A 20,525-nucleotide genomic window follows, 5' to 3' on the forward strand; every position below is an offset into this window, starting at 1 on the left:
CTTTGGGTATTCTACTCAAAGCTTTGCGGGATACCGCCATTCTGTTTGGAAACAAACAGAATGCTATCGCTGCATAGTTGAACAGTGATGTTCAGAAGTGTTCAGCGTAAATGTATCAGCGAGTCTCCCGTCCTGTCATGAGACGGTGACTTATCCCCAGGCATGAATGCCGGGGCCTGCGACGCCGAGTTTTCGGTCAGCAGCAGCCAGAGAGCTGTGCTAAGATTAGAAACCATGATAGGTATTGTTTCAGGAGTTATCCAGGCATGTCTGCAGCAATAGATATCGCTGATGCCACCTTTGAGGCAGAGGTGCTGCGCAGCGATATTCCGGTTTTGGTCGATTTTTGGGCACCTTGGTGTGGCCCCTGTCGGATGGTGGCTCCTGTGGTTCAGGAGATAGCTGAGCAGTATGTTGGCAAAGTTAAGGTTGTAAAAATCAACACCGACGAGAACCCTCAAACTGCCAGCCAGTACGGTATTCGCAGCATTCCCACCCTGATGTTGTTCAAGGGCGGCCAGAAAGTGGATGTGGTGGTCGGCGCCGTACCCAAGGCAACTCTGACCACGATCCTGGAAAAGCACTTCGACACACCTGCCGAAGCCTGAGGACAGCCCTGAGGCCAGGAGCCTGGATGTTTCAGAATGTAACTTTTGGGTTCTGCATTGGAACCTGGTTGATATTTTGTGCTGAGAACTGATTAAAGTGAATCCCAGAGAACTTTAGGATCCCAGATTGACCGATTCTGTTTCTTCCCTTCTGCGAGAGGTTTTTTGCAACGCTGAGACCCGCCTAAAGCAGTTGGAGCATCACCCCAACCGGACAGCCTGGCTGCGTATTTTGCAGTCGCTGCAGCGCATGGGATCCCTAGAGCTGAGCCGTTTAGATGCCAAGATCTTGGCGGCTACTCTTGAGGATCTGGAGCAGGGGTTTGCCGCCTTCCAAAACTATGCCCACCAACGCAAGATCACCGTTTTCGGGTCGGCACGACTGGGGCCAGAAAGTCCCGAATATCGCCAGGCCCAGTTGTTCGCCCACTGCATCAGTCAACGGGGGTTCATGGTGATGACGGGGGGCGGCAGCGGCATCATGGAAGCCGGCAATCGAGGGGCAGGGCTGGAGAACTCTTTTGGGCTCAACATCCAGCTTCCCTTCGAGCAAATGGCCAATCCCGTCATTGCTGCCAGCGATCGGGTTATCAACTTCAAGTATTTCTTTTCCCGCAAGCTCTTTTTTGTCAAAGAAACTGACGCGCTAGTGCTTTTTCCCGGCGGTTTCGGCACTCAGGATGAAGCCTTTGAATGCCTAACCCTAATGCAAACCGGAAAAACCAAGCTCATGCCCTTGGTGCTGGTGGACAGAACAGGTGGCTGCTACTGGAAAGAATGGGACGAATACGTGCGGGAGCACCTGCTTGGTCGCGGCTTGATCAGCCCAGAAGATCTCTTCCTCTACACCCTAACCGACGACGTGGAAGATGCCTGCCAGCAGATTGTCGATTTTTATCGCGTCTTTCACAGCAATCGCTACGTGCGGGAGCTCCTGGTTTTGCGCTTGAACACCAGACTCTCACCGGAAGCCCTAGACATCTTAAACGAAGAGTTTGCCGATATTCTCGATTCGGGCCGGATCGAGCAAACTGGGGCCTTGCCGGAGGAAGCCGAGGAAGATATTGCCCATCTGCCACGGCTGGTGATGCACTTCAACCAGCGCAACTTCGGACGGCTGTGGCAAATGGTGCGCCGGATCAACAAGCTTCACCCGGAGCACCCGGATCCTTTGCAAATGCGCCCTGAACAAAAGTAGATGTATCGGCACCCTCAGAAAAATCTAAAGAACCAGCAGCTAACCGTGTTTATTCTTTGTTTATTAGCTATTTATTAGCTAGCACTCCCAATGGGCCGGTTGTTTGTCAAAATCTGCGGCATCACCTGTCAGGATCAAGCGGAGGCTATCGCCGCGCTGGGGGTGAGTGCCCTTGGGTTTATCGCGGTGCCCAATACCCCCCGCTATTTGCCCCTCTCGGAAATGGCCCGTTGGGTGGGATCCCTGCCCGGCCCTGTGGAAAAGGTGGGGGTCTTCCTGGATCAGGATCCCCGCGCCATCGCCGCCTGGGTGGAAACGGTGGGCCTCACGGCTGTCCAGTTGCATGGCCAAGAATCCCCGCAAGATTGTCAGCAATTGGGGGAATGGCTTCCCGGGATCCGCCGCATCAAGGCCCTGCGCGTCCGCCAGCCGCAAGATCTGGAAGTGGCCAATCTCTACCGAGACTGTGTGGAGATGCTGCTTTTGGATGCTTATCACCCCCAACAGGCGGGTGGAACGGGGCGAACTCTGAATTGGCCAGAACTTGCTCGCCTTTCGCGTGAGCGGGCTCTGCCCTTGCCTTGGCTACTGGCTGGTGGGCTGAACCCGGACAATGTTCTGCAGGCACTCAGCCACCTGCAGCCAAGCGGCATCGACCTCTCCAGTGGTGTGGAACGTCGGCCAGGCGATAAAGACATCGACAAAGTCCGGCACCTGCTGCAGCAGCTTGGCTCCCAGGGGTGGGAGATTGCTCCTACTCTGCCGCCGATAACGCCAAGCGCAACGGGATGATCATTTGGCTGGGTTCCTACTGCAGCGACTGAATATCCAACCCCGGCTCGAACATCAGCTCTTTCACTTCCCCAAATCGGCCCATCACTCCAAGCTCCCGGTCGTTAAAGGTCACCAACACACCGCCCGCATTGCCGGTACGCAACACAATCGATTGCTCTGCTTCCCAATTCAACTCAGCCCCCGGTTGTAAGGTGGCCTCGAAGACCGTTTGCCCATCGGCGATGACCCGCAACCAGGAAGGGCGCTCCACCACGCGAATATCCAGACGCACCGGCTTGCGCCCCGCCCCCCCCAAGTGAGCTTCCAAGACCTCGGGGAAGACGCCTTGGATGCGCGTCCATTGGTCGAGGGTGGGAAACAGTTGGCGGGCCGTGGGCTGAGCTGCCGACAGAGTGGGATCCGGGGAGTTGGCAGCAGGCGGTTGCTGGCCGGATCCCTCCCGGCCAACTGTTGGCAGGCTCACCAGCCAACGCCCAAAAGGATTGCCTGTGCCCTCCAAAAGAGCTGATAATCCCCCCACCGTCAGCACAATCAGCACCACATAAGCGGCCCAAAGGTGGAGAGGGCGCAGGGCAAAGGTAGGTTGCTGGCCGACAACGGCAAGAGGAGCTGGCGCGTGGGGCGTTTTGGCCGATAAAAGCGGAGAGGCACGCCGAGAGAGGGTTTCGCCATCCAACCCCAAATAGTCGGCATAGCGCTTGAGAAACCCTTGCACATACACCGGCTCCGGTAACCGGCTCAAGTCAGCTTCCTCCAGCGCCTGCAGATATTGGCAGCGAATGAAGGTATCGTTAGCTACTTCTGTCAACGTCAGTCCCCGTGCCTCCCGTGTTTGCCGCAACAGGGATCCCAGGGCTTCTAAAGAGTGTGCTGGCTCTTGCATCATTTGGCCACCTGCGGAAGAAAGGAGGCTACTGTGAGAGTTTGCACTCAGTTAGAGGCTCTGACGAGCTAATCGCGTGAGCGGGCCGGAGGCCTTAGAGGGCGCTTCCCGATCGCGTAAGCGGGACGGAGTCCTTGCGAGGATGAGCTGCTGTGCCCGGTGAGAGGGGCCAGCAAAGCTTGGAGCTCATGGGGATCCAACTGGCGGAACTGGCCTGCTTTCAGGTTGCCCAAGCCCAGTGGGCCAATGGCTTCCCGATGTAAGCTGAGCACCGGATGCCCAAGACGCTCCGCCACCCGCCGAATTTGCCGGTTGCGTCCCTCAAACAACACCACCCTCAGCCAGGAGCAATTGGGATGCTCCCTTTGCCGGAAATCCGGGGCAGGACAAAACTCCACCTCCGCCGGCAGAGTGGTGTACCCCTCTAAGTCTACTCCGTCTCGCCAATGTTGCAGAGTGGCCTGACTCGGATGCCCTTGTACCTGTACCCGGTAGGTTTTGGGCAGATGATAGCGCGGATGGGTCAGCTTCAAGGTCAAGTCGCCATCATTGGTGAGCAGCAAAGCGCCACTGCTGTCCGCATCCAGCCGGCCCACCGGGTAGAGGCGGGTTTGCCGTTTCCAAGATGGGGGGAGCAGATCCAGCACCGTCTTGCGTCCCCAAGGATCTGCACAGGTTGACAAAACCCCCACTGGCTTGTGCAGGAGCAAAACATAGCGCGCCGGATCCTTGGCCAAAGGGATCACCTGACCATCCACCTCGATGCGATCCCGCTCTGGATCGGCTTTGGAGCCCAGCTCAGTGACCACCTTCCCGTTCACTCGAATGCGCCCGGCCAGGATCCAAGCTTCCACCTGGCGACGCGAGGCCAATCCCTGCTGAGCCAAGAGCTTCTGTAGCCGTTGGGGTTCTGCCATAGGGATTTGAACAGCAAAAGCAGCAACCGAAGCTGAGGGTACTAGGCGGCGGAGCCTGAGGCGTCTGGCCCGCTTGCGCGAACGGGGTTGGAGAGTCGGTCGGACACACCAGCAGAATTGGGGGGCAACAGCAGCATTTCCGACTGAGACTCTGAGTTTTCTCCTAGAGAATAGCTGAGGCCACAGTCAAACTCTTCTGCCAGCCGGCAGACTTCCTTGAGATCTCCCACCGACCAAATGCTCCAACTGCTGCGAATTTGGTTATCCACCCACACTTCCACGCGGTTGCCTTCGATGTGAAGGATGCGCTTGGGCTGGGCTTCTGAAGGGCAGCCTGCAGGCTCGGCCAAGACCTCCGGCCCGCTTACGCGAACGGAAGATTTTTGCCTCAAGGCCCCCAGAGCTGCCATGAGCTGCGGCAGAGCCAGCAAAAGGTGCTGAGTGGCCTGTTGGGGTTGCCCTTTCAAGCAGGAAACCAGAGCTTCGGCAACACTCTGGTTGAGGGCCTGCAGAGCTTGGAGTGGAGTAGCACCCGCTAAAGAGGGATCCGGTTGCAGTGGGCTTTGAACATCCATGAAAAGGCAGAAAAGGCATGAACAGCAACTTTACAGCCCTTTCGCAGGTTGACCACAACAACGCCGCTGCCCATTGGAGCAGAGCGCTCTGGTTTGCGCAAGCGTGCCGCAGACATTGAGTCCTGTACAGATGGATGACCAGAGGAAGGGCTGTATGGCTCCCTTAAGCCTAACAAATCCAAGAACTTCAGGGCCTCCGGCCCGCTTACGCGAACGTCAAAAACTTTTCTTGGATGTTGTCCGCATTGCTGCAAAGCAAAGGCCCCTCTATCTAGTGGCCATCAAGGCAGATCCTTTGCTCTCTCGTGCAAAGCAGGCTGAGCTCCAGCGCGGATCCCTCGAAATGGTGCAACTATTCGCCGCTCGATTCGTTTTCTTCGCCCTCGGCGGTGTCCTCAACCCCAGCTTGGGATCCCTCCGGTTCCTGGGCCTCAGAGGTCTGTCTCAGTTGGTTAAGCAGAGCCAAAACGCGGGATCCCCGCTCCAAAGAGCGATCCTGCAAAAACACCACTGTTGGCACCCGTCGCAGGCTGAGGCGCTGGCCGATTTCCCGCCGCACAAAGGGTGTGGCCGCCGCTAACCCTTCCATGGCCCGGTGTTGAGCTGTCTCATCCCCATAAATGCTGACGAAGATGCGAGCATTTTGCAGGTCATTGGAAACCTCGACATCCACAATGCTGACCATCCCTGCCCCGACCCGGTCATCTTTGATCTCCGAGAGCAGGATTTGGCTGACCTCTCGTTTGATCAGTTCTGCTACCCGTGCCACTCGTCGCGCTGTCGCCATTTTTGGATACCTAGGCTAACATCATCCGCAAGCCTGCTCTGGTCGGTGTGAAGCATAGCCCCCGCCAGCTTGGCCCCAAGAACAGTAGCCAATGCTACGAGCATCTCTTCCTTCCACCTTTATCCTGAGTCCATGTCCATCTTGCCTTGAGTATGAATACCTAAAGCCATCGATGGATGGATGGAGACGTGATGATCAAGACGCCAGAGGCGCTGCGGCGCTCCATTGAGCAGTTTATGCTGAATGTGACGGAGCCGCTTGACCCGTTGCTTTCCCTGAAGCTGACTCAGCTTGTGGTGATGTTGGGGGATACAGCTTACGCGATGGGATACAGCGATGGCCAGCAAAAGCCGGATGAGCGCTGCCGCTATTGTCCCAGTCGGGTGTTCGACAGTCTAGAGCTTTGATAGGGTTCTTCAAGGTTCTTTACAACGCAGTGTAGCTTCTGGCTGCCCAGGATCCCGGCCTTGGGGGGGGTGAGTTGAAAGAGGCGGTGGAAACCAGCCAAGATGGGATCCCATTGCTTGGCAGCCTATGACTTCCCCCGTTTTGCTTTGGCATCGTCGCGATCTGCGGTTAGAGGACAACACAGCCCTGCATGAGGCAGCCCAGCGCAGCTCCCAGGTGGTGCCTGTCTTCATTTTCGACCCGCAGATGCTGAGACGGTCGGACATGGCCCCAGCTAGGGTGGCCTTTTTGCTCCAGGCTCTGCAAGAGCTCCAAGAGCGCTACGCCCAGATGGGGATCCCACTGATCTGGCGGCTGGGGGATCCCTCGGTGGAGTTGCGGTGCTTGGCCACAGACCTGGGAGCCAGGGCCGTGTTTTGGAATGCCGATGGGGAGCCGTTCGCCCTACAGCAAGAGAGTCGAGTGCAGGCCAGTTTGGCCGCAGCCGGGATCCAGTCCTTCTCCTACCAAGATATGCTGCTGCACGGGCCGGGGGAAGTGTTGACCCAGGCGGGGGAGCCCTATTCGGTCTTCACTCCCTTCTGGCGCAGGTGGGCGAGCTTGCCCAAGCGGGATCCCTACCCGATTCCCAAAGGGCTACAACCGGTGTCCGGTCTGAAGGCGCAGCCTCTGCCCACTTTAGCAGATTTGGGCTTTGTCTGCGACCAGCGGATCCCAGCAGCGGGGGAAGCAGCGGCTCAAGCCCTTTTGGAAGACTTTTGTCAGGGTTTGCGCATTTTGGACTACGAGCGAGCCCGCAACTTCCCGGCTGAGCCGGGCACTTCTCTACTGAGCCCCCACTTGTGCTGGGGAACGATCGGCATTCGCCAGGTGTGGCAAGCCACGCGGGAGGTGGAAGCCGAGGTGCGCAGCCAAGAGGCCGAAAGCAGCTTGCAAACTTGGCGGCAGGAGCTGTGCTGGCGAGAGTTTTACAAGCATGTCTTGGCCCACTGGCCCCACGTGGAAACCGGAGCCTATCGACGAGCCTTCGACGCCCTGGAGTGGGACAATCGGCAGGACTGGTTTCAGGCCTGGTGCACCGGTCAGACGGGCTACCCCATCGTGGATGCGGCCATGCGCCAACTGAACGAAACTGGATGGATGCACAACCGCTGCCGCATGATTGTAGCCAGCTTTTTAACCAAGGATCTGCTTATCGATTGGCGCTGGGGGGAACGCTACTTTATGCAAAAGCTGGTGGATGGGGATCTGGCGGCCAATAACGGCGGTTGGCAGTGGAGCGCCAGTGTGGGCACGGATCCCAAGCCCCTGCGCATCTTCAACCCGGCCACGCAAGCAGCCCGCTATGACCCGGAAGGAGAGTACATCCGTCGCTATCTGCCGGAGCTGGCACGGCTGGATACGCCGGCTCTGCTGTGGGTGGGAGATGACCCCAAGGGAGCCTGGGCTTTGCGGGAACGGCGAAGTTGTGGCTATCCGGATCCCATTGTGGATCACAAGGTGCAGCAGCAGGCGTTCAAACGGCGCTACCAGGCGGTGCAGCAGGGGTACTCCAAGTCTGTTCAACGATCAAACGATCATAGAAAGAAATCCAAGCGTTGTGTAGTCTCGTAAAAAAAGGGGATCCAATGGATCCCCCGTGGCTACCAGAGCTTAAGGCAAATGCCCGTCCAAAGCAGGTAACTGCAGCACTAGGGCTTCAGCTCGCTGGGGATCTGCTCCCCGAAGAGCACGAAGTAGAGAATCCGATAAATGTCCGTGTTCAGGATCCCGGTGGTCGGCACCAGCTCTTGGGCCTTCAAGCCCGCAGCGCGAGCGATGACGCCGCTGCCCACGTCATCTCCGCTAGCCCAAGCCACGGCAAAGGGAAAGCGCTTGCCATTCTTGTCAGGAGCAGAAATAAACGGCTTTGTGCCCGTGCCGTCAACTCCGTCAATGGGGGCACCACTGCCTTCGGGGTCAGTAGGGGGCAACGGCTCATCGGCGGACTCGACATCCACCAACTGCATGCCACCGGCATTGCTGTCGCTGGTGGTGATCATGAAGGTCTTGGGATTCTTCTCGATAAAGTTGAGAATCACCCCGATGGCATCGTCGGCCCGCTTCATGGCCTCCAGGCAGCCAGAGGCATTGAGGTTGTTGCACATGTTATCAGTGCCCTCTTCTTCGATGACGGCGAAGAAGCCCTTAGGATTGCGGGAGATCCGCGCCAGGGCAAATTCGGTCATCTCGGCAATGGTGGGGGCGCTGGCGATGTAGTTGGGCAAGTTTTCTTTCCGCAACTCTTCTTCAGGCTTGTCGTAGAAGGTGTCCTCGACGTTGAACACCCCCAAAACCTTGGAGACATCTGCCGGCAGCTTGAGCAGCTCGTCGCGGGTGTAGACAACGGCGTACCCCTTTTTCTTGGCCTCCTCAATCAGGTTGCGGCCATCCTTGCGCTTCCCTTGGCCAAAGCGGCCCTGGACACCTTCCGGCAGCAGCCATTCCTCGCCAGCCCCGAGAATGATGTCCACCCCCGACTCCACCACCTGCAGGGCAATCTCCTCATAGTCGCTGCGCTTGGCAGCTTTGGCAACGAAGGCAGCCGTCCCCGGCTCAATGATGGATCCCGTTTGCACCAGAGCCGTACCCAAGCCTGCCGCCACGGCATCTTCCATGATCGTGTTCAGGGTGCCGTTGGCAGAAGGATACTCCTTGCCGTCCGGATCCAACCCAAAGCTCTTGGCGTGGGCACGGGTTCCCGTGGCATGGATCACCGCTCCGGCGTTGGAAGTTCCCCCAAGCTGGTCGAGAAGGTGCCCGCGATAGGGGGCAATCACGGGGAGACGATCCCAGTTCAGAAAGCCATCGGGGCCGTAGTGGAGAATGCGTGTGATGTCCCAGTGGGAAGCCGAAGTGCCATCCGGGTGGAAGAAGATGGCCCCGTTTCCGGTCGGCTGAGGCGCTGCTTGAGCCAGGCTAGAGGAGAAGACGGAAGAAGACAAAACGCATACAGTCGCAGCCAACGCTACCCTCAAAGAATAGCTACGCATAGCTAACACGCCCTTGCTCGTTCGAAGCTGAACGTTAAGAAACGTAACACAGCTTCAGATGAGTTTGCAAGGGCATAGCGATGCAGCAGCGCGAGACGTGCCTGAAGCGAGTGCGCCACTGAGCGATTTCCCCGTCTGACAGTGCAGCTTACGGGGTCTATAACTAACGTTAACTATCTCTTAACTGTCTCATAACTGTCAAGGCTTCTCGCAGGGCTTTTGGGGTACCTGCTCCAGGGCATAGCCGTCCTTCTGGTCAGGCGGCTCTTCTGGGGGTTTTGGCCAGTGGCTGCCATGCTTGCCTAAGCTGTCTGAGTTGCTGTTGCCAGCGCTGCAATTCGCCCGCCTCCAACGGGATCCCACCGAAGCGCACCTCCAGGTAGCGCTCCAAGAACTGGATGGCCACCTGGGCTTGTGGTAAGTCGGAGTGGCGCAAGTGTTCCAGGCAGGCCTCAGGGCCTAGGTGGGCTGGGATCCCCACCGCCGTCGCCAGATCCCGCAGTTGCAGATAAAGCCTTGAGATAAGCTGGCGGCGCTGCTGCGACTTGGGTAGAGCCGCCGGGATCCAGCGCATCCCAGCAAAGGCCAGACTCGGTAGCAAGAGGCCAACCATCCAGGTGGGCCAGGGGGGCGGAGGCTGCCACAGGGATCCCATCACCACCCCATTGCCGGCAGTGGCTAGGAGAATCCACCCCCCATCCTGCCAGCGCAAAGCCCGATAGCGGCGGCGGCGACCCCAATAGGCCATGGATCCGGTGATCAAAACCACCCCCAACACCGGCAGGCCATTCTGCTGCAACGTTTGCCCCAAGGCAACCAGGCTGCGACGGAAGCCAGCACCGACATCCTCTCGATCCGGAGAGGCGGCTACAGCGCTGGCCAGCTCCTGGATCTGCCGCCAGATCTGCCGCTGGGTGGATAGGTCGTACTGGATGACGTACTTAAACCAGCGGAAGCGCAAGCTGTCGTAGAAATCTTGAAGGGGATCCCACCAGCTCTGCCGCTGACTAACATTGGCCTCTGCCGGCGTAGCGTCAAAGATGACCCAGCCGTAGGGGCCAAAGGGGATCTCCGTCCAGGAATGGGCGTCGGCATTGCGTACTGCCAGATAATTTTCCTGCGCCACCCAGCGCCCGCCCAAAAAGCCATTCACCATCCGGGCCGGGATGCCAATGCTGCGGGCCAGTATCGTCAGGGCTGTGGCGAAATATTCGCAGTGGCCCCGCCGATGGGTGAACAGAAAGGCTTCCAAAGGCGGTTCAGGGCCGGGATCCGGCAGATCGGTGGTATAGGCGTAGTTCTCCAGCAGGTAGTTCTGCAAAGCCGTCACCTTGCCAAAGACATCGGGGATCCCAGCGGTAACGTCTTCAGCCAAGGCGGGAATGCGCGGATCCAGGTCTGCTGGCAACTGCAGATAGGCTGCCTGTTGGACTGGGTCGAGAGCACTGAACAGCTCCGCGTGGCCTAGCCGGCGCAAGCGCGGGCTTAACTCCCTTGAGATCCGGCTCCGGGCGCGGTAAAGATGGGGCACCTGCCGAGGCAGAGAATGGCCAACATCTCCGGTCTCGCTCAAGATGAGGCGGCGATTCTGCCGTTGCCAAGCTTGTTGCACCGTCGCCGCTCCGCCCCGCTCCAGCCATTCCATCTCCACCAGCGGGGCCACCCCAAAAACGGTGTTGGTGACCAGCGGCTCCAGATAGATAAGCTGCTCCAAGGGGAGAAGCAGCAGGTCAGGAGCAGTGGGGATCAAGCTGGAGGCAGAGAGATCAAATACCCCTGCTGCGTTGGGGAAAATGGGGATGAAGCGGTCTAGCGTTCGCGACCAGGCCCGTCCATCGTAGCGATCGAAGCTGATCCCGCGCCAGTAGAGGGACTCCACACGGGGCGGCACCCCTGCCGGAAATTCCACCCGCATGACAACGGTGTTATCGGTTTTGAGGGTGCCGAATGCTCCCAGGCTGACTTCCTCGGCAAAGCCAGTGGTCATCACCGGCGAGCGGGCCTGGCGACCCAGAATTCCTAAACTGACCCGCGGGAACAAGAAAAACAAAGCCACGGACAGGATCACCGCCAGCAAAGCCAGGGATCCGAGAAAGCCCAAAAAGTTGAGGTTGATGCCACGGGTTTGGCTGGCTGCCTGCGGGTGCTGCTCTGCTTGCAGGCGCAGGTGGTAAAGGGTGAGGTTGATTAGCCCTACCCCCACGTACAGCAAAAACAGCAGCCCAAAGCTGATGTCTTCGTTGAACAGGGTGGCAATGGCCATCAGCAGCAGAGACAGCACCGCCAACTGGATGTGATCGGCTGCCCGTTCCCGCTGAAACAGCTTGGCCCCCGTTAGGTAAAGCACCAAGCCAATGGCCCCATCGGAAAAGGGAAGGATCCCAAAGATAACCAAAGCCAGCAGGCTAAGCAACACCGCCACCGTCAGGGGCATCCACAGGGGGGCATAGCGGGCAAAAGCAATCCTTGGCGGCTCCCAAAACCAACTGCAGGCCCCTGCGGCCAAGCAAACGGCAATGACCGGTGGCGACAGAGCCTGATCCCCCAGACAAAGGGCCGTGAAGGCGATCCCCACCAACAGGTAAACAAACACCTTTTGAACGGATGGCAGTGTCCAGGTCATGGCCCTTGGGATTCAATCCTTTCCAGCATAGCCAAGTCTTTTTTGCTACCGGTTTGCCCTCCCTGGGATCCCCTTTTGGACAAAGCGAAGAGCATTAGAATCGTTAACTAAGAATCGTTAAGATTTTGTTACTCGCCGGTCTCGACGGGATGCCTGTGACACGCTGCGCGAAAAGGTGGTGAGATGTCCAGCCAAAACGAAATTCACGTGGTGGGGGCGCGGCAGCACAACCTCAAGAATGTCGAGCTGCGGATCCCGCGGGATCGCCTGGTGGTATTCACGGGCGTCTCCGGATCGGGCAAATCTTCTTTGGCCTTTGACACCATTTTTGCCGAAGGGCAGCGGCGCTATGTGGAATCCCTCAGTGCCTATGCGCGGCAGTTTTTGGGGCAACTGGACAAGCCGGATGTGGATCGCATCGAAGGGCTGAGTCCGGCCATCTCCATCGATCAAAAGTCCACCAGCCACAACCCCCGTTCCACCGTCGGCACCGTTACCGAAATCTACGACTACCTGCGGCTTCTGTACGGAAGAGCTGGGATCCCTCACTGTCCCCATTGCAACCGGGTGATTGCCCCGCAGACGGTGGATCAGATTGTGGATCAGATCATGGCTCTGCCGGATCGGACGCGGTTTCAGTTGCTTTCGCCGGTGGTGAAAGGAAAAAAGGGCACCCACGCCAACTTGTTACAAAGCCTGCGACACCAGGGGTTTGTGCGGGTGCGTGTCGATGGCCAGGTGCGGGAGCTGAGTGAGGAGATCACCTTGGCCAAAAACAAAGCCCACGACATCGAGATCGTAGTGGATCGGCTGGTGAAAGGCCCGGATTTGGCAGAGCGACTCACCGACTCTCTGGTTACCTGTCTGCGGCAGTCGCAGGGGATCGCGGTGGTGGAAGTGATGCCTCGCGAGGGCGAACAAGAATTCCTGCTGCAAAAGGTGGCCGAGTCGGCGGGGCAATACCTGAACAGCAAGCCAACGGAGCTGATTTTTTCTGAGCAATTTGCCTGCCCGGAGCACGGTTCGGTGATGGGCGAGCTGTCGCCGCGCCTGTTTTCCTTCAACTCGCCGATTGGGGCCTGTCCTGTCTGCCACGGGCTGGGTTTTGAGCCCATCTTCGACCCCGAGCGGATCGTGCCCGATCCCAAGCTCCCCTTGTACGCGGCCATCGCCCCTTGGGCAGAGCGGGAGAACCCCTACTATCTGGCTTTGTTGGCGGGAGCCGCCAAGGCTTTTGGCTTTGACCTCAGCAGCCGCTGGTGTGATCTCACCCCCCAGCAACAGCAGATCATCCTCTACGGTGCAGACCAAGAGATCTATATCGTCGAGGCGGAATCTCAATACCGAGGCCGGGGGTACTATCGCCGCTATGAAGGGGTGATCCCCCAATTGCAGCGGCACTACCAGGAAACCACTTCCGAAGTCTATCGGCAAAAGCTGGAAACCTACCTCACCAACCGTCCCTGTTCCGCCTGTGGGGGATCCCGTCTCAAGCCGGAAGCTCTGGCCGTGCGCATTGGGGGCTACCGCATCACGGATCTCACCGAAATCTCTATCAGAGACTGCCTGCGCCGCCTGGAGCAGCTAAACCTTACCCCCCGCCAAGCGCAGATCGGCGAGTTGGTGCTGCGGGAGATCAAAACCCGGCTGCAGTTTTTGGTGGATGTGGGCCTCGACTACCTCACCTTGGCCCGTCCGGCCATGACCCTCTCCGGCGGCGAAGCGCAGCGGATCCGGCTGGCCAGCCAAATGGGCTCCGGCTTGACGGGCGTGCTCTACGTGTTGGACGAACCCTCCATCGGCCTGCACCAGCGGGATAATGAGCGCCTGTTGCAGACCTTGTTTCGCCTGCGGGATCTAGGCAACACGCTGATCGTGGTGGAACACGACGAAGAAACCATCCGTGCCGCCGATTACATCGTGGATATCGGCCCTGGAGCCGGGATCCACGGGGGGGAAGTGGTGGTGCAGGGATCCCTGGCGGACATCATGGCCTGCGAACGCTCCATCACCGGAGCCTATCTCTCAGGGCGGGAGCGGATCCCGACCCCTGGGCAGCGGCGGGCCGGCAAGGCGGTTTCTCTCAAGCTCACCAATGCCCACAAAAACAACCTCAAGCACATTGATGTAGAGATCCCCCTGGGCAAGTTGGTCTGTGTTACAGGCGTCTCTGGCTCCGGCAAATCCACCTTGGTCAACGAATTGCTCTACCCTGCCCTGCAGCACCATCTTGGACACAAGGTGCCCCAACCCACGGAGATGGGAGCACTTGAGGGCATCGAACACATTGACAAGGTGATCGTGATCGACCAATCTCCCATTGGCCGTACCCCCCGCTCCAACCCTGCCACCTACACCGGCCTGTTCGACCCGATCCGCCAAACCTTTGCCCAAACCTTGGATGCCAAGGCCAGAGGCTACCAATCCGGCCACTTTTCCTTCAACGTCAAGGGGGGGCGCTGTGAAGCCTGCAAAGGGCAGGGGGTGAACGTGATTGAAATGAACTTTCTGCCCGATGTGTACGTCACCTGTGAAGTCTGTGGGGGCAGCCGCTACAGCCGCGAAACCCTGCAGATCAAGTACAAAGGCAAAAACATCGCCGAAGTCCTGGACATGACAGTGGGGGAAGCGCTGGATTTTTTCTCGGCTCTGCCCCCCGCCGCCAAGATCCTGCAGACTCTGGCCGATGTGGGCCTCGATTACATCAAGCTGGGCCAGCCAGCCCCGACCCTCTCCGGTGGGGAAGCGCAACGGGTCAAGCTGGCCGCAGAACTGGCCCGCCGCTCCACCGGCAAAACCCTCTATCTGCTGGATGAGCCCTCCACCGGCTTGTCTTTTTACGATGTCCACAAGCTCTTGAACGTCCTGCAACGGCTGGTGGATACAGGCAACACCGTGCTGGTGATCGAGCATAACCTGGACATTCTCCGCTGTGCTGATTGGATTATTGACTTGGGGCCAGAGGGCGGCGACCACGGCGGCCAGATCATCGCCGTTGGCACTCCAGAACAGGTGGCTGAGCACCCCGGATCCCATACAGGGCGATATTTGAAGCAGGTTTTGCAACAACATCCCCCAGGTCGCTGAGCAACTCAGCCTGCTCCAGGGAGAAAGTTGACCGAAAGCGGCTGTCGGGATCCCCTTTCGCTTTTTGCTCTGCTCACCTCAGCCATGGCGGTGGAGGACTGATGCGGCGAGGACTCTATCCCACCCAGGCGCTCCGCACCGTGAACGCAAGGGTGAACGGTTAGCCTGAGTCTCACGTCGCTATGGCATGATGGGTCGGAAGGAAAAGGTTCGCACTCTCCCCATGGTAGGGCAGACCCTGGGTGGCCGCTATCAGATCTTGGAAGCACTGGGATCCAGCGGACAGACCTACTTGGCACAAGATGGCCATCACCCTGAGCGGCTTCGGGTGGTGATCAGGCGCTGGCAGCCCGGCCAAAGTGCTCTGCACCGCGAACGGGGTGAGGACTCCGCCTCGCTGCGGCATCTCTTTCAACAAGAAGCGGCCCTGCGGGAACACTTGGGATCCCACGAAGGTATTACCCGCCTGTTGGCCTGCTTTGAGCAAGAGGGGGAGTTTTATTGGGTGGAAGAATGGGTTGAAGGGCCCACCCTGGAACAGACTCTATTGCTGGGCGACACAACCGAGAAGGGCCAGCCAACGACTCCTTCCCACCAAAGTGCCATGCACCGCTATTGCGAACGCGACTGGACGGAGGCTGAGGTACGGGCCTTGTTGCAAGATGTGCTACAAACCTTGGCCTTCCTAAACCGGGAAGGGGTGAGCTGCTGCAACCTGCAGCCCTCTCGCTTGATCTACCGTCAGCCGGATGGCCGATGGGTGTTGTTGGGGTGGGGAGTTGGGGCCTTTTCCGGCTCTGGCTCCGAGAACCCTCCTGGCTCCAGGCGTTGCGGCGACCTCCATGCTCTTGGGCTGATCGCCCTGCAGGCCCTCAGCGGGATCCCGCCCCAGAAGTTGTTTCGCGATCCGTTGACGGGGGAGTTGCGCTGGCATGATCTGGTCTCCAAAAAACTCCATCCTGCTCTCAGCGCCCCTTTCGCTGCCTTTCTGGATCGTTTGGTAGGCTGCAACCCACAGCAGTGCTTTCCTTCAGCAGCGGAAGCTCTGGCCGCTTTGCAGGCTTTGCCGGCAGGTGACAGCTCCGTTGCCCCCATTGCTGCCGATTGGGTGCGGAGCACTTTGCTTTTTCCCGATCCCGGCGCTGCGGCGGATCCTCTGCAGGAGCCGACCACTCCACCCCGTTCTCCCGTTGCTCTGCGGGCGCGTCCCTGGATCCCACCGGTTTGGGCGGGGGGCAGCTTAGCGGCTTTGCTGGTGTTGATGGTGGCAGGGGCCTGGCAGATGAGGGCGAACCTTGGCCTGCGGGGGGAGCCCAAGGATTCTGTCCCCCTCACGAGAACGGGATCCTCTGGCCCGGCAGGGCGCAACGGCCTAGGACTCCGTCCTACTCGCGAGAACGGTTCTCATGCCTCCGTCCCCACCGCCGTCACGGTCGCGGCAGCGTCGCGTAGCGATAACGACCCGGCAGACTGGGCCAAGTCTTTGCAGCTCAAGGCCACGCTGGAAGGCCCTGCCGCCATCACTGCTCTGGCCATCAGCCCGGATGGAAATCTCCTTGCTGCCGGGGGAGACGACGGCATAATCCGGCTTTGGGATCCCCACGCCGGTGAACTTCTCCAAACCTTAGCAGGCCACAAGGGATCCATCGAAGCGTTGGCCATCAGCCCGGATGGCACTTTTCTGGTCAGTGGGGGGGCCGACAAAACAGTGCGCGTCTGGGATTTTCCGGCTCTCCCGCCGGGGGATGGGGTGCCACGGTTGCAGTTGCAGGGACACACGGAGCTGATCAACAGCGTCGCCATCAGCCCAGAGGGTCGCTGGATCGCCAGTGGCAGCGCCGACCGCACCATCCGCCTTTGGCAGGCCGACAACGGCCAGTTGATCCGCACCCTATCGCCTCACACTGCTGCCGCCGCCCAGGAGACCACTCAGAGGGCAGGCATTACAGCGGTGGCCTTTGGCCCAAGACCCACCCGTATGGATACTTCCCGCCAGTCTGAAGGGATCCCCCCTTGGATCTTGGTGGCCGCCAATGGAGATCCCACCGTTTACCTTTGGGATCCTGGCAGCGGGGCCTTGCTGGAAACCCTAAAGGCCGACTACCCCATCGAGCAGGTGCTTCTGAGCCCAGATGGCCGCTATTTGCTCGCTGGCAGTACCGGTGGCATCTTGGTCTGGAACTTGGGCACGGGATCCTTGGAGCGCACCTTGCCCCAGACTTTGTCCGGCTTGGCCGCCCTTGCCCTCAGCCCTGATGGCCGCTTGCTCGCCAGCGGCACCGATTACCGCGCTCACCAGATCAAGCTCTGGGATCTGCGCAGCGGAGAACAGTTGCGCACCCTGGGCGGCCAGACTTGGATGGTGAGCGTCTTGCTGTTTGGCCCCGGTCGCGGAAGCGTCGCGCAGCGATATGGGCAGACCCTTCTCAGTGGTGGCGCCGATGGCTCAATTCGCATTTGGGGGCCAGCCGACCCAGCTCAGCCCTAGTGGGATCCAAGCAGATAAAATACTCGACGAAGAAGGGATCCCGGCAGAGCATGGGCAAAGTTGTCATCATTGGGGCGGGGCTGGCCGGCTTGGCTTGCGCCAAAGTGCTGAGCCAGGCGGGGTGGAGGGATGTCCTGGTTCTGGAAAAAAGCGACGGCCCTGGGGGGCGGGTGCGTACCGACAAGGTGGATGGCTTTCGCCTGGATCGCGGTTTTCAGGTGCTGTTCACCGCCTATCCCAAAGTGCGACAGCATTTGGATCTGGGCAAGCTCGATCCCCGTCCCTACCGGCCCGGCGCTATTTTGGCTCAACCCGGTCGCTGCTGGCTGTTGGGGGATCCCCTGCGGGATCTGTCCAGCCTTCTCCCCTCTTTGCTCAACCCCTTGGCCAGCTTTGGGGACAAGCTCAAGGTGCTGCAATTGCGATCCGAGCTGGCGCGCCGCAGCCCGGAGCAGGTTTTTCAAGAAGGTCTAGGGGGATCCGATTGTTCGCTGCGGGAGTTTCTGGAGCAGTACGGCTTTTCCCAACAGATCTGCCAGCACTTTTTCTACCCCTTTTTCCGCGGGATCCTTCTAGATCCGGATCTGGGCAGTAGCGCCCGCCTCTTTGCCTTTTATTTCAAGATGATGGCCGAGGGATCCATTGTCACCCCGGCCTTGGGCATGGGAGAACTGGCCCGACAACTGGCCGGTCACCTGTCCCCCGAACAGATTCGCTACCAAACCCCGGTGGAGCGCATCCTGGCAGAAGACGGGAAAGTGCGCGGGATCCGCACCGCCAAGGGTGAAGAGATCCCTGCCGAGTGGGTAGTTTGTGCTACTGATGCCCCTCAGGCACGGGCCTGGCAGGCGGAGCTGTGCCCTCAAGCCCCCACCCCCATTCCCACCCAGGGGCGAGCGGTGACCTGTCTCTACTTCTGCGCCCCCTTTTCCCTCAGCCGCGGCGCCTACTTGTACCTCAACGCCACCGGCCAGGGCTGGATCAACCATTGGGTCCAACTTACCCGCATCAGCCCGGCGCTGGCTCCTCCTGGCCAACACCTGTATTCGGTGGTGGTGCTAGGGGATCCCCCCTTGAGGGACGAGGAACTGGCCCAAGCCTGCCGGGCCGAGCTGCAAACTTACTTCCCCGTCGCGGCAGCGTCGCGTAGCGATAAAGCCCCCTTGGAGCAACTGCGCCTGCTGCGGGTGTACCGGATCCCTTTTGCCCAGTTTTTGCAGCCGCCTAGCTTCCAGCAGCATTTGGTTCCCACCTATAGCGGTCTGCCAGGCCTTCTCTGGGCTGGGGAATACACCCACCAGAGCAGCATCGAGGGATCACTGCGCAGCGGCGAACAGGCAGCAGCATGGATCCTGCAAAAATCGGCCTAGATCTGTAAAAAAAAGCAATGTAGACTTTCTTAACTCTACTCCCCGAACCAAAGCCGGGATCCCGTGGTATGAAGGGGGTGGACTGGATGCCGACGAGGATCCCTCCGCCATGCAAAACGCCACCCTTAGCCCAATCCCGCTCCTGCAGCGATCGTTTGAGTTGGTAGGCCCCATCTATGGGCCGCTGCTGATCCTGGCCTCTCCTGGCTTTGTCGTCATTGCCATCATCGCGGAACTGATCCCACTTTTCGGGGGAATCTTTAGCTTGGCCTATATCCTAATCGGCATGCCCATCCTGACAGGAGCAGCCTTGTGGCTGGTGGATCAGCACCTGAAGGGGCAAGCTCCCCTACTGGGCAACAGCCTCGACCGAGCTGCCTCGAAGGCAGTACCTCTGGTATTCGCCAACATCCTGTTGGTGTTGATTGTCTTGCTTGGGATGCCGCTGCTTGTACTTCCCGGCATCTACTGGGGGGTAAGGCTGGCTTTCGCTCTCTGCGCGATTGTTTTGGAAGACAAAGGAGTCACAGAAGGGTTGGGCTACAGTTGGAACCTTGTCAAGGGTCGCTGGTGGGGAGTGTTTTGGGCACTTCTTATGGTTGTCTTCATGGCAATGATTGTGGCACCTTTTGCTGGAGCTTTCATCTTTGGCTTCACGGTAGGTGTGATTTCGCCTTCCGCTGAGACCTTTGCTGACAGAATCGTGGAAGCTGGAAGCCCTGTGGCTGGGATTGCTGCCATCACGGCAGTCGTGCCTATCCTGAATGTCTACGTCGTGCTCCTGTTCCGATCCCTGCAACAATTGAAGGGGCAGGCGGTCTCCTATTGGGGATAGCAAAAAGGGGGTTCCCCGTGCCTGGCTTTGAGATGAGAAGGGATCCCTTCTTGGGATTTCGGCTCAACCCGAGATGTCCTAGGTGAGATCCCGTGGTATGAAGGGAGTGGATCGGATTGCCCAGGAGGATCTCTCCGCCATGCACAACGCCACCCTTAACCCGATTCTGCTCTTGCGGCGGTCGTTTGAAGTCGTAGGCCCCATCTACTGGCCGCTGCTGATCCTGGCCTCTCCAGGCTTTATTCGGGCCATCGTCACGGAGCTGACCCCACTTTTCGGGGGGATCCTCCAACTGGCCTATGGCATTGTTGCACCGATCCTAGTTGGAGCAGCCTTGTGGCTGGTGGATCAGCACCTGAAGCGGCAAGCTCCCCTGCTGGGCAACAGCCTCAACCGAGCTGTCTCGAAGGCAGTGCCTCTAGTTCTGGGCACCCTCTTAGCAGCACTCCTCTCTTCCCTTGCCTCCATCTTTCTGATCATTCCAGGCATTTATGTAGGGGTTAAGCTGGCCCTCACACCTTGTGCCATTGCTCTAGAAAATCAAGGAACTACAGGAGGGCTGCGCTACAGTTGGAATCTCGTCAAAGGTCGTTGGTGGGGCGTGTTTTGGGCCCTTCTGGTCCTGGGCTTGATTCTTGGTTTTGCGGGTGGATTGATAGTTGGATTTGTCATAGTTGTGGCTGATGTTGGCGACTTTGGGGTGAGAATGGTTGCGGCTGCCGCTGCCACAGCCGTTGTGCCCATCTTCTGGGTCTATGTGGTTCTCCTGTTCCGATCCCTGCAACGATTGAAGGGGCAAGCAGCCTCCTAGTTTCCGCTTTTGCCCCCATTGGGGATAGCAAAAAGGGTGCTCCCCGTGCCTAGCTTTGAGATGAGAAGGGATCCCTTTTTGGGATTTCGGCTCAACCCAAGATGTCCT

General features: G+C 59.0%; 16 protein-coding genes and 1 pseudogene. 10 read left to right on the top strand and 7 right to left on the bottom strand.

The features are described 5' to 3' along the window. The first annotated feature begins 266 nt into the window (after positions 1-266). The 3 genes from trxA to ACVWVQ_RS11160 all read left to right on the top strand — a co-directional run bounded on the left by trxA (position 267) and on the right by ACVWVQ_RS11160 (position 2,598). Positions 267-608, top strand: a complete 342-nt coding sequence (gene trxA, locus ACVWVQ_RS11150) for a thioredoxin (RefSeq protein ID WP_011431863.1) — start codon at positions 267-269, stop codon at positions 606-608. A gap of 127 nt (positions 609-735) precedes the next feature. Then, entirely contained in the window at positions 736-1,806 is a 1,071-nt protein-coding gene (locus tag ACVWVQ_RS11155) for an LOG family protein (protein WP_457508466.1), read from the top strand. Positions 1,807-1,896: 90 nt separating this feature from the next. After that, entirely contained in the window at positions 1,897-2,598 is a 702-nt protein-coding gene (locus ACVWVQ_RS11160) for a phosphoribosylanthranilate isomerase (RefSeq protein ID WP_457508468.1), read from the top strand. Between the two features lie 16 nt (positions 2,599-2,614). Here the strand turns inward: ACVWVQ_RS11160 and ACVWVQ_RS11165 are convergent, their stop codons facing one another. The 5 genes and pseudogenes from ACVWVQ_RS11165 to rbfA form a co-directional block, all read right to left on the bottom strand. Next, on the bottom strand, positions 2,615-3,142 hold the full coding sequence (locus ACVWVQ_RS11165; protein ID WP_457508512.1) for a DUF4115 domain-containing protein: 528 nt from the start codon (positions 3,140-3,142) through the stop codon (positions 2,615-2,617). A 132-nt stretch (positions 3,143-3,274) separates the two neighbouring features. Beyond that, positions 3,275-3,487: pseudogene (locus tag ACVWVQ_RS11170) on the bottom strand (helix-turn-helix domain-containing protein); the annotation flags it as partial. Positions 3,488-3,552: 65 nt separating this feature from the next. After that, on the bottom strand, positions 3,553-4,401 hold the full coding sequence (locus ACVWVQ_RS11175; protein ID WP_457508470.1) for a pseudouridine synthase: 849 nt from the start codon (positions 4,399-4,401) through the stop codon (positions 3,553-3,555). 41 nt (positions 4,402-4,442) lie between these two features. Then, positions 4,443-4,976, bottom strand: coding sequence for a hypothetical protein (locus ACVWVQ_RS11180; protein WP_414357651.1), 534 nt, complete (start codon positions 4,974-4,976; stop codon positions 4,443-4,445). Between the two features lie 352 nt (positions 4,977-5,328). Continuing rightward, positions 5,329-5,763: a 30S ribosome-binding factor RbfA gene (gene rbfA / locus ACVWVQ_RS11185; protein WP_414328963.1), complete on the bottom strand. Its 435-nt coding sequence runs from the start codon at positions 5,761-5,763 to the stop codon at positions 5,329-5,331. Positions 5,764-5,954: 191 nt separating this feature from the next. On the opposite strand from rbfA, the gene ACVWVQ_RS11190 reads away from it, so the two are divergent. Together ACVWVQ_RS11190 and ACVWVQ_RS11195 are read left to right on the top strand one after the other, a co-directional pair. After that, the gene (locus ACVWVQ_RS11190) at positions 5,955-6,170 is read left to right on the top strand and encodes a hypothetical protein (RefSeq protein ID WP_414341860.1); all 216 of its coding nucleotides are present in this window, start codon (positions 5,955-5,957) and stop codon (positions 6,168-6,170) included. A gap of 127 nt (positions 6,171-6,297) precedes the next feature. Then, a complete protein-coding gene (locus ACVWVQ_RS11195) occupies positions 6,298-7,785 on the top strand; it encodes a cryptochrome/photolyase family protein (RefSeq protein WP_457508472.1) in 1,488 nt (495 codons plus the stop codon). A gap of 77 nt (positions 7,786-7,862) precedes the next feature. Here ACVWVQ_RS11195 and ACVWVQ_RS11200 read toward each other — a convergent pair whose 3' ends face one another. Beyond that, positions 7,863-9,212, bottom strand: a complete 1,350-nt coding sequence (locus tag ACVWVQ_RS11200; RefSeq protein ID WP_457508474.1) for an alkaline phosphatase — start codon at positions 9,210-9,212, stop codon at positions 7,863-7,865. Positions 9,213-9,459: 247 nt separating this feature from the next. Continuing rightward, a complete protein-coding gene (locus tag ACVWVQ_RS11205; protein ID WP_457508476.1) occupies positions 9,460-11,826 on the bottom strand; it encodes a transglutaminase family protein in 2,367 nt (788 codons plus the stop codon). A gap of 183 nt (positions 11,827-12,009) precedes the next feature. On the opposite strand from ACVWVQ_RS11205, the gene uvrA reads away from it, so the two are divergent. The 5 genes from uvrA to ACVWVQ_RS11230 all read left to right on the top strand — a co-directional run bounded on the left by uvrA (position 12,010) and on the right by ACVWVQ_RS11230 (position 20,417). Continuing rightward, positions 12,010-14,913: an excinuclease ABC subunit UvrA gene (gene uvrA, locus ACVWVQ_RS11210; RefSeq protein ID WP_457508478.1), complete on the top strand. Its 2,904-nt coding sequence runs from the start codon at positions 12,010-12,012 to the stop codon at positions 14,911-14,913. A gap of 223 nt (positions 14,914-15,136) precedes the next feature. Beyond that, positions 15,137-17,401 carry a WD40 repeat domain-containing serine/threonine-protein kinase gene (locus ACVWVQ_RS11215; protein ID WP_457508480.1) on the top strand — a complete coding sequence of 755 codons (2,265 nt, stop codon included), beginning with the start codon at positions 15,137-15,139 and terminating at the stop codon, positions 17,399-17,401. Between the two features lie 50 nt (positions 17,402-17,451). Continuing rightward, a complete protein-coding gene (locus ACVWVQ_RS11220; RefSeq protein WP_414399595.1) occupies positions 17,452-18,771 on the top strand; it encodes an NAD(P)/FAD-dependent oxidoreductase in 1,320 nt (439 codons plus the stop codon). A 109-nt stretch (positions 18,772-18,880) separates the two neighbouring features. Beyond that, positions 18,881-19,606, top strand: coding sequence for a glycerophosphoryl diester phosphodiesterase membrane domain-containing protein (locus tag ACVWVQ_RS11225; protein ID WP_457508483.1), 726 nt, complete (start codon positions 18,881-18,883; stop codon positions 19,604-19,606). Between the two features lie 97 nt (positions 19,607-19,703). Continuing rightward, positions 19,704-20,417 (top strand): hypothetical protein, encoded by a 714-nt coding sequence (locus ACVWVQ_RS11230; protein ID WP_457508485.1) that lies wholly within the window; start codon positions 19,704-19,706, stop codon positions 20,415-20,417. Positions 20,418-20,525: the final 108 nt, after the last annotated feature.

The organism is Thermostichus sp. MS-CIW-36, from assembly GCF_054059035.1.

Excerpts from the sequence above, each read along its gene's own strand:
- trxA (WP_011431863.1), top strand. The coding sequence starts at position 267 with ATGTCTGCAGCAATAGATATCGCTGATGCCACCTTTGAGGCAGAGGTG.
- ACVWVQ_RS11160 (WP_457508468.1), top strand. The coding sequence starts at position 1,897 with ATGGGCCGGTTGTTTGTCAAAATCTGCGGCATCACCTGTCAGGATCAA.
- ACVWVQ_RS11175 (WP_457508470.1), bottom strand. The coding sequence starts at position 4,401 with ATGGCAGAACCCCAACGGCTACAGAAGCTCTTGGCTCAGCAGGGATTG.
- ACVWVQ_RS11180 (WP_414357651.1), bottom strand. The coding sequence starts at position 4,976 with ATGGATGTTCAAAGCCCACTGCAACCGGATCCCTCTTTAGCGGGTGCT.
- rbfA (WP_414328963.1), bottom strand. The coding sequence starts at position 5,763 with ATGGCGACAGCGCGACGAGTGGCACGGGTAGCAGAACTGATCAAACGA.
- ACVWVQ_RS11190 (WP_414341860.1), top strand. The coding sequence starts at position 5,955 with ATGATCAAGACGCCAGAGGCGCTGCGGCGCTCCATTGAGCAGTTTATG.
- ACVWVQ_RS11195 (WP_457508472.1), top strand. The coding sequence starts at position 6,298 with ATGACTTCCCCCGTTTTGCTTTGGCATCGTCGCGATCTGCGGTTAGAG.
- ACVWVQ_RS11205 (WP_457508476.1), bottom strand. The coding sequence starts at position 11,826 with ATGACCTGGACACTGCCATCCGTTCAAAAGGTGTTTGTTTACCTGTTG.
- uvrA (WP_457508478.1), top strand. The coding sequence starts at position 12,010 with ATGTCCAGCCAAAACGAAATTCACGTGGTGGGGGCGCGGCAGCACAAC.
- ACVWVQ_RS11215 (WP_457508480.1), top strand. The coding sequence starts at position 15,137 with ATGGTAGGGCAGACCCTGGGTGGCCGCTATCAGATCTTGGAAGCACTG.
- ACVWVQ_RS11220 (WP_414399595.1), top strand. The coding sequence starts at position 17,452 with ATGGGCAAAGTTGTCATCATTGGGGCGGGGCTGGCCGGCTTGGCTTGC.
- ACVWVQ_RS11225 (WP_457508483.1), top strand. The coding sequence starts at position 18,881 with ATGCAAAACGCCACCCTTAGCCCAATCCCGCTCCTGCAGCGATCGTTT.
- ACVWVQ_RS11230 (WP_457508485.1), top strand. The coding sequence starts at position 19,704 with ATGAAGGGAGTGGATCGGATTGCCCAGGAGGATCTCTCCGCCATGCAC.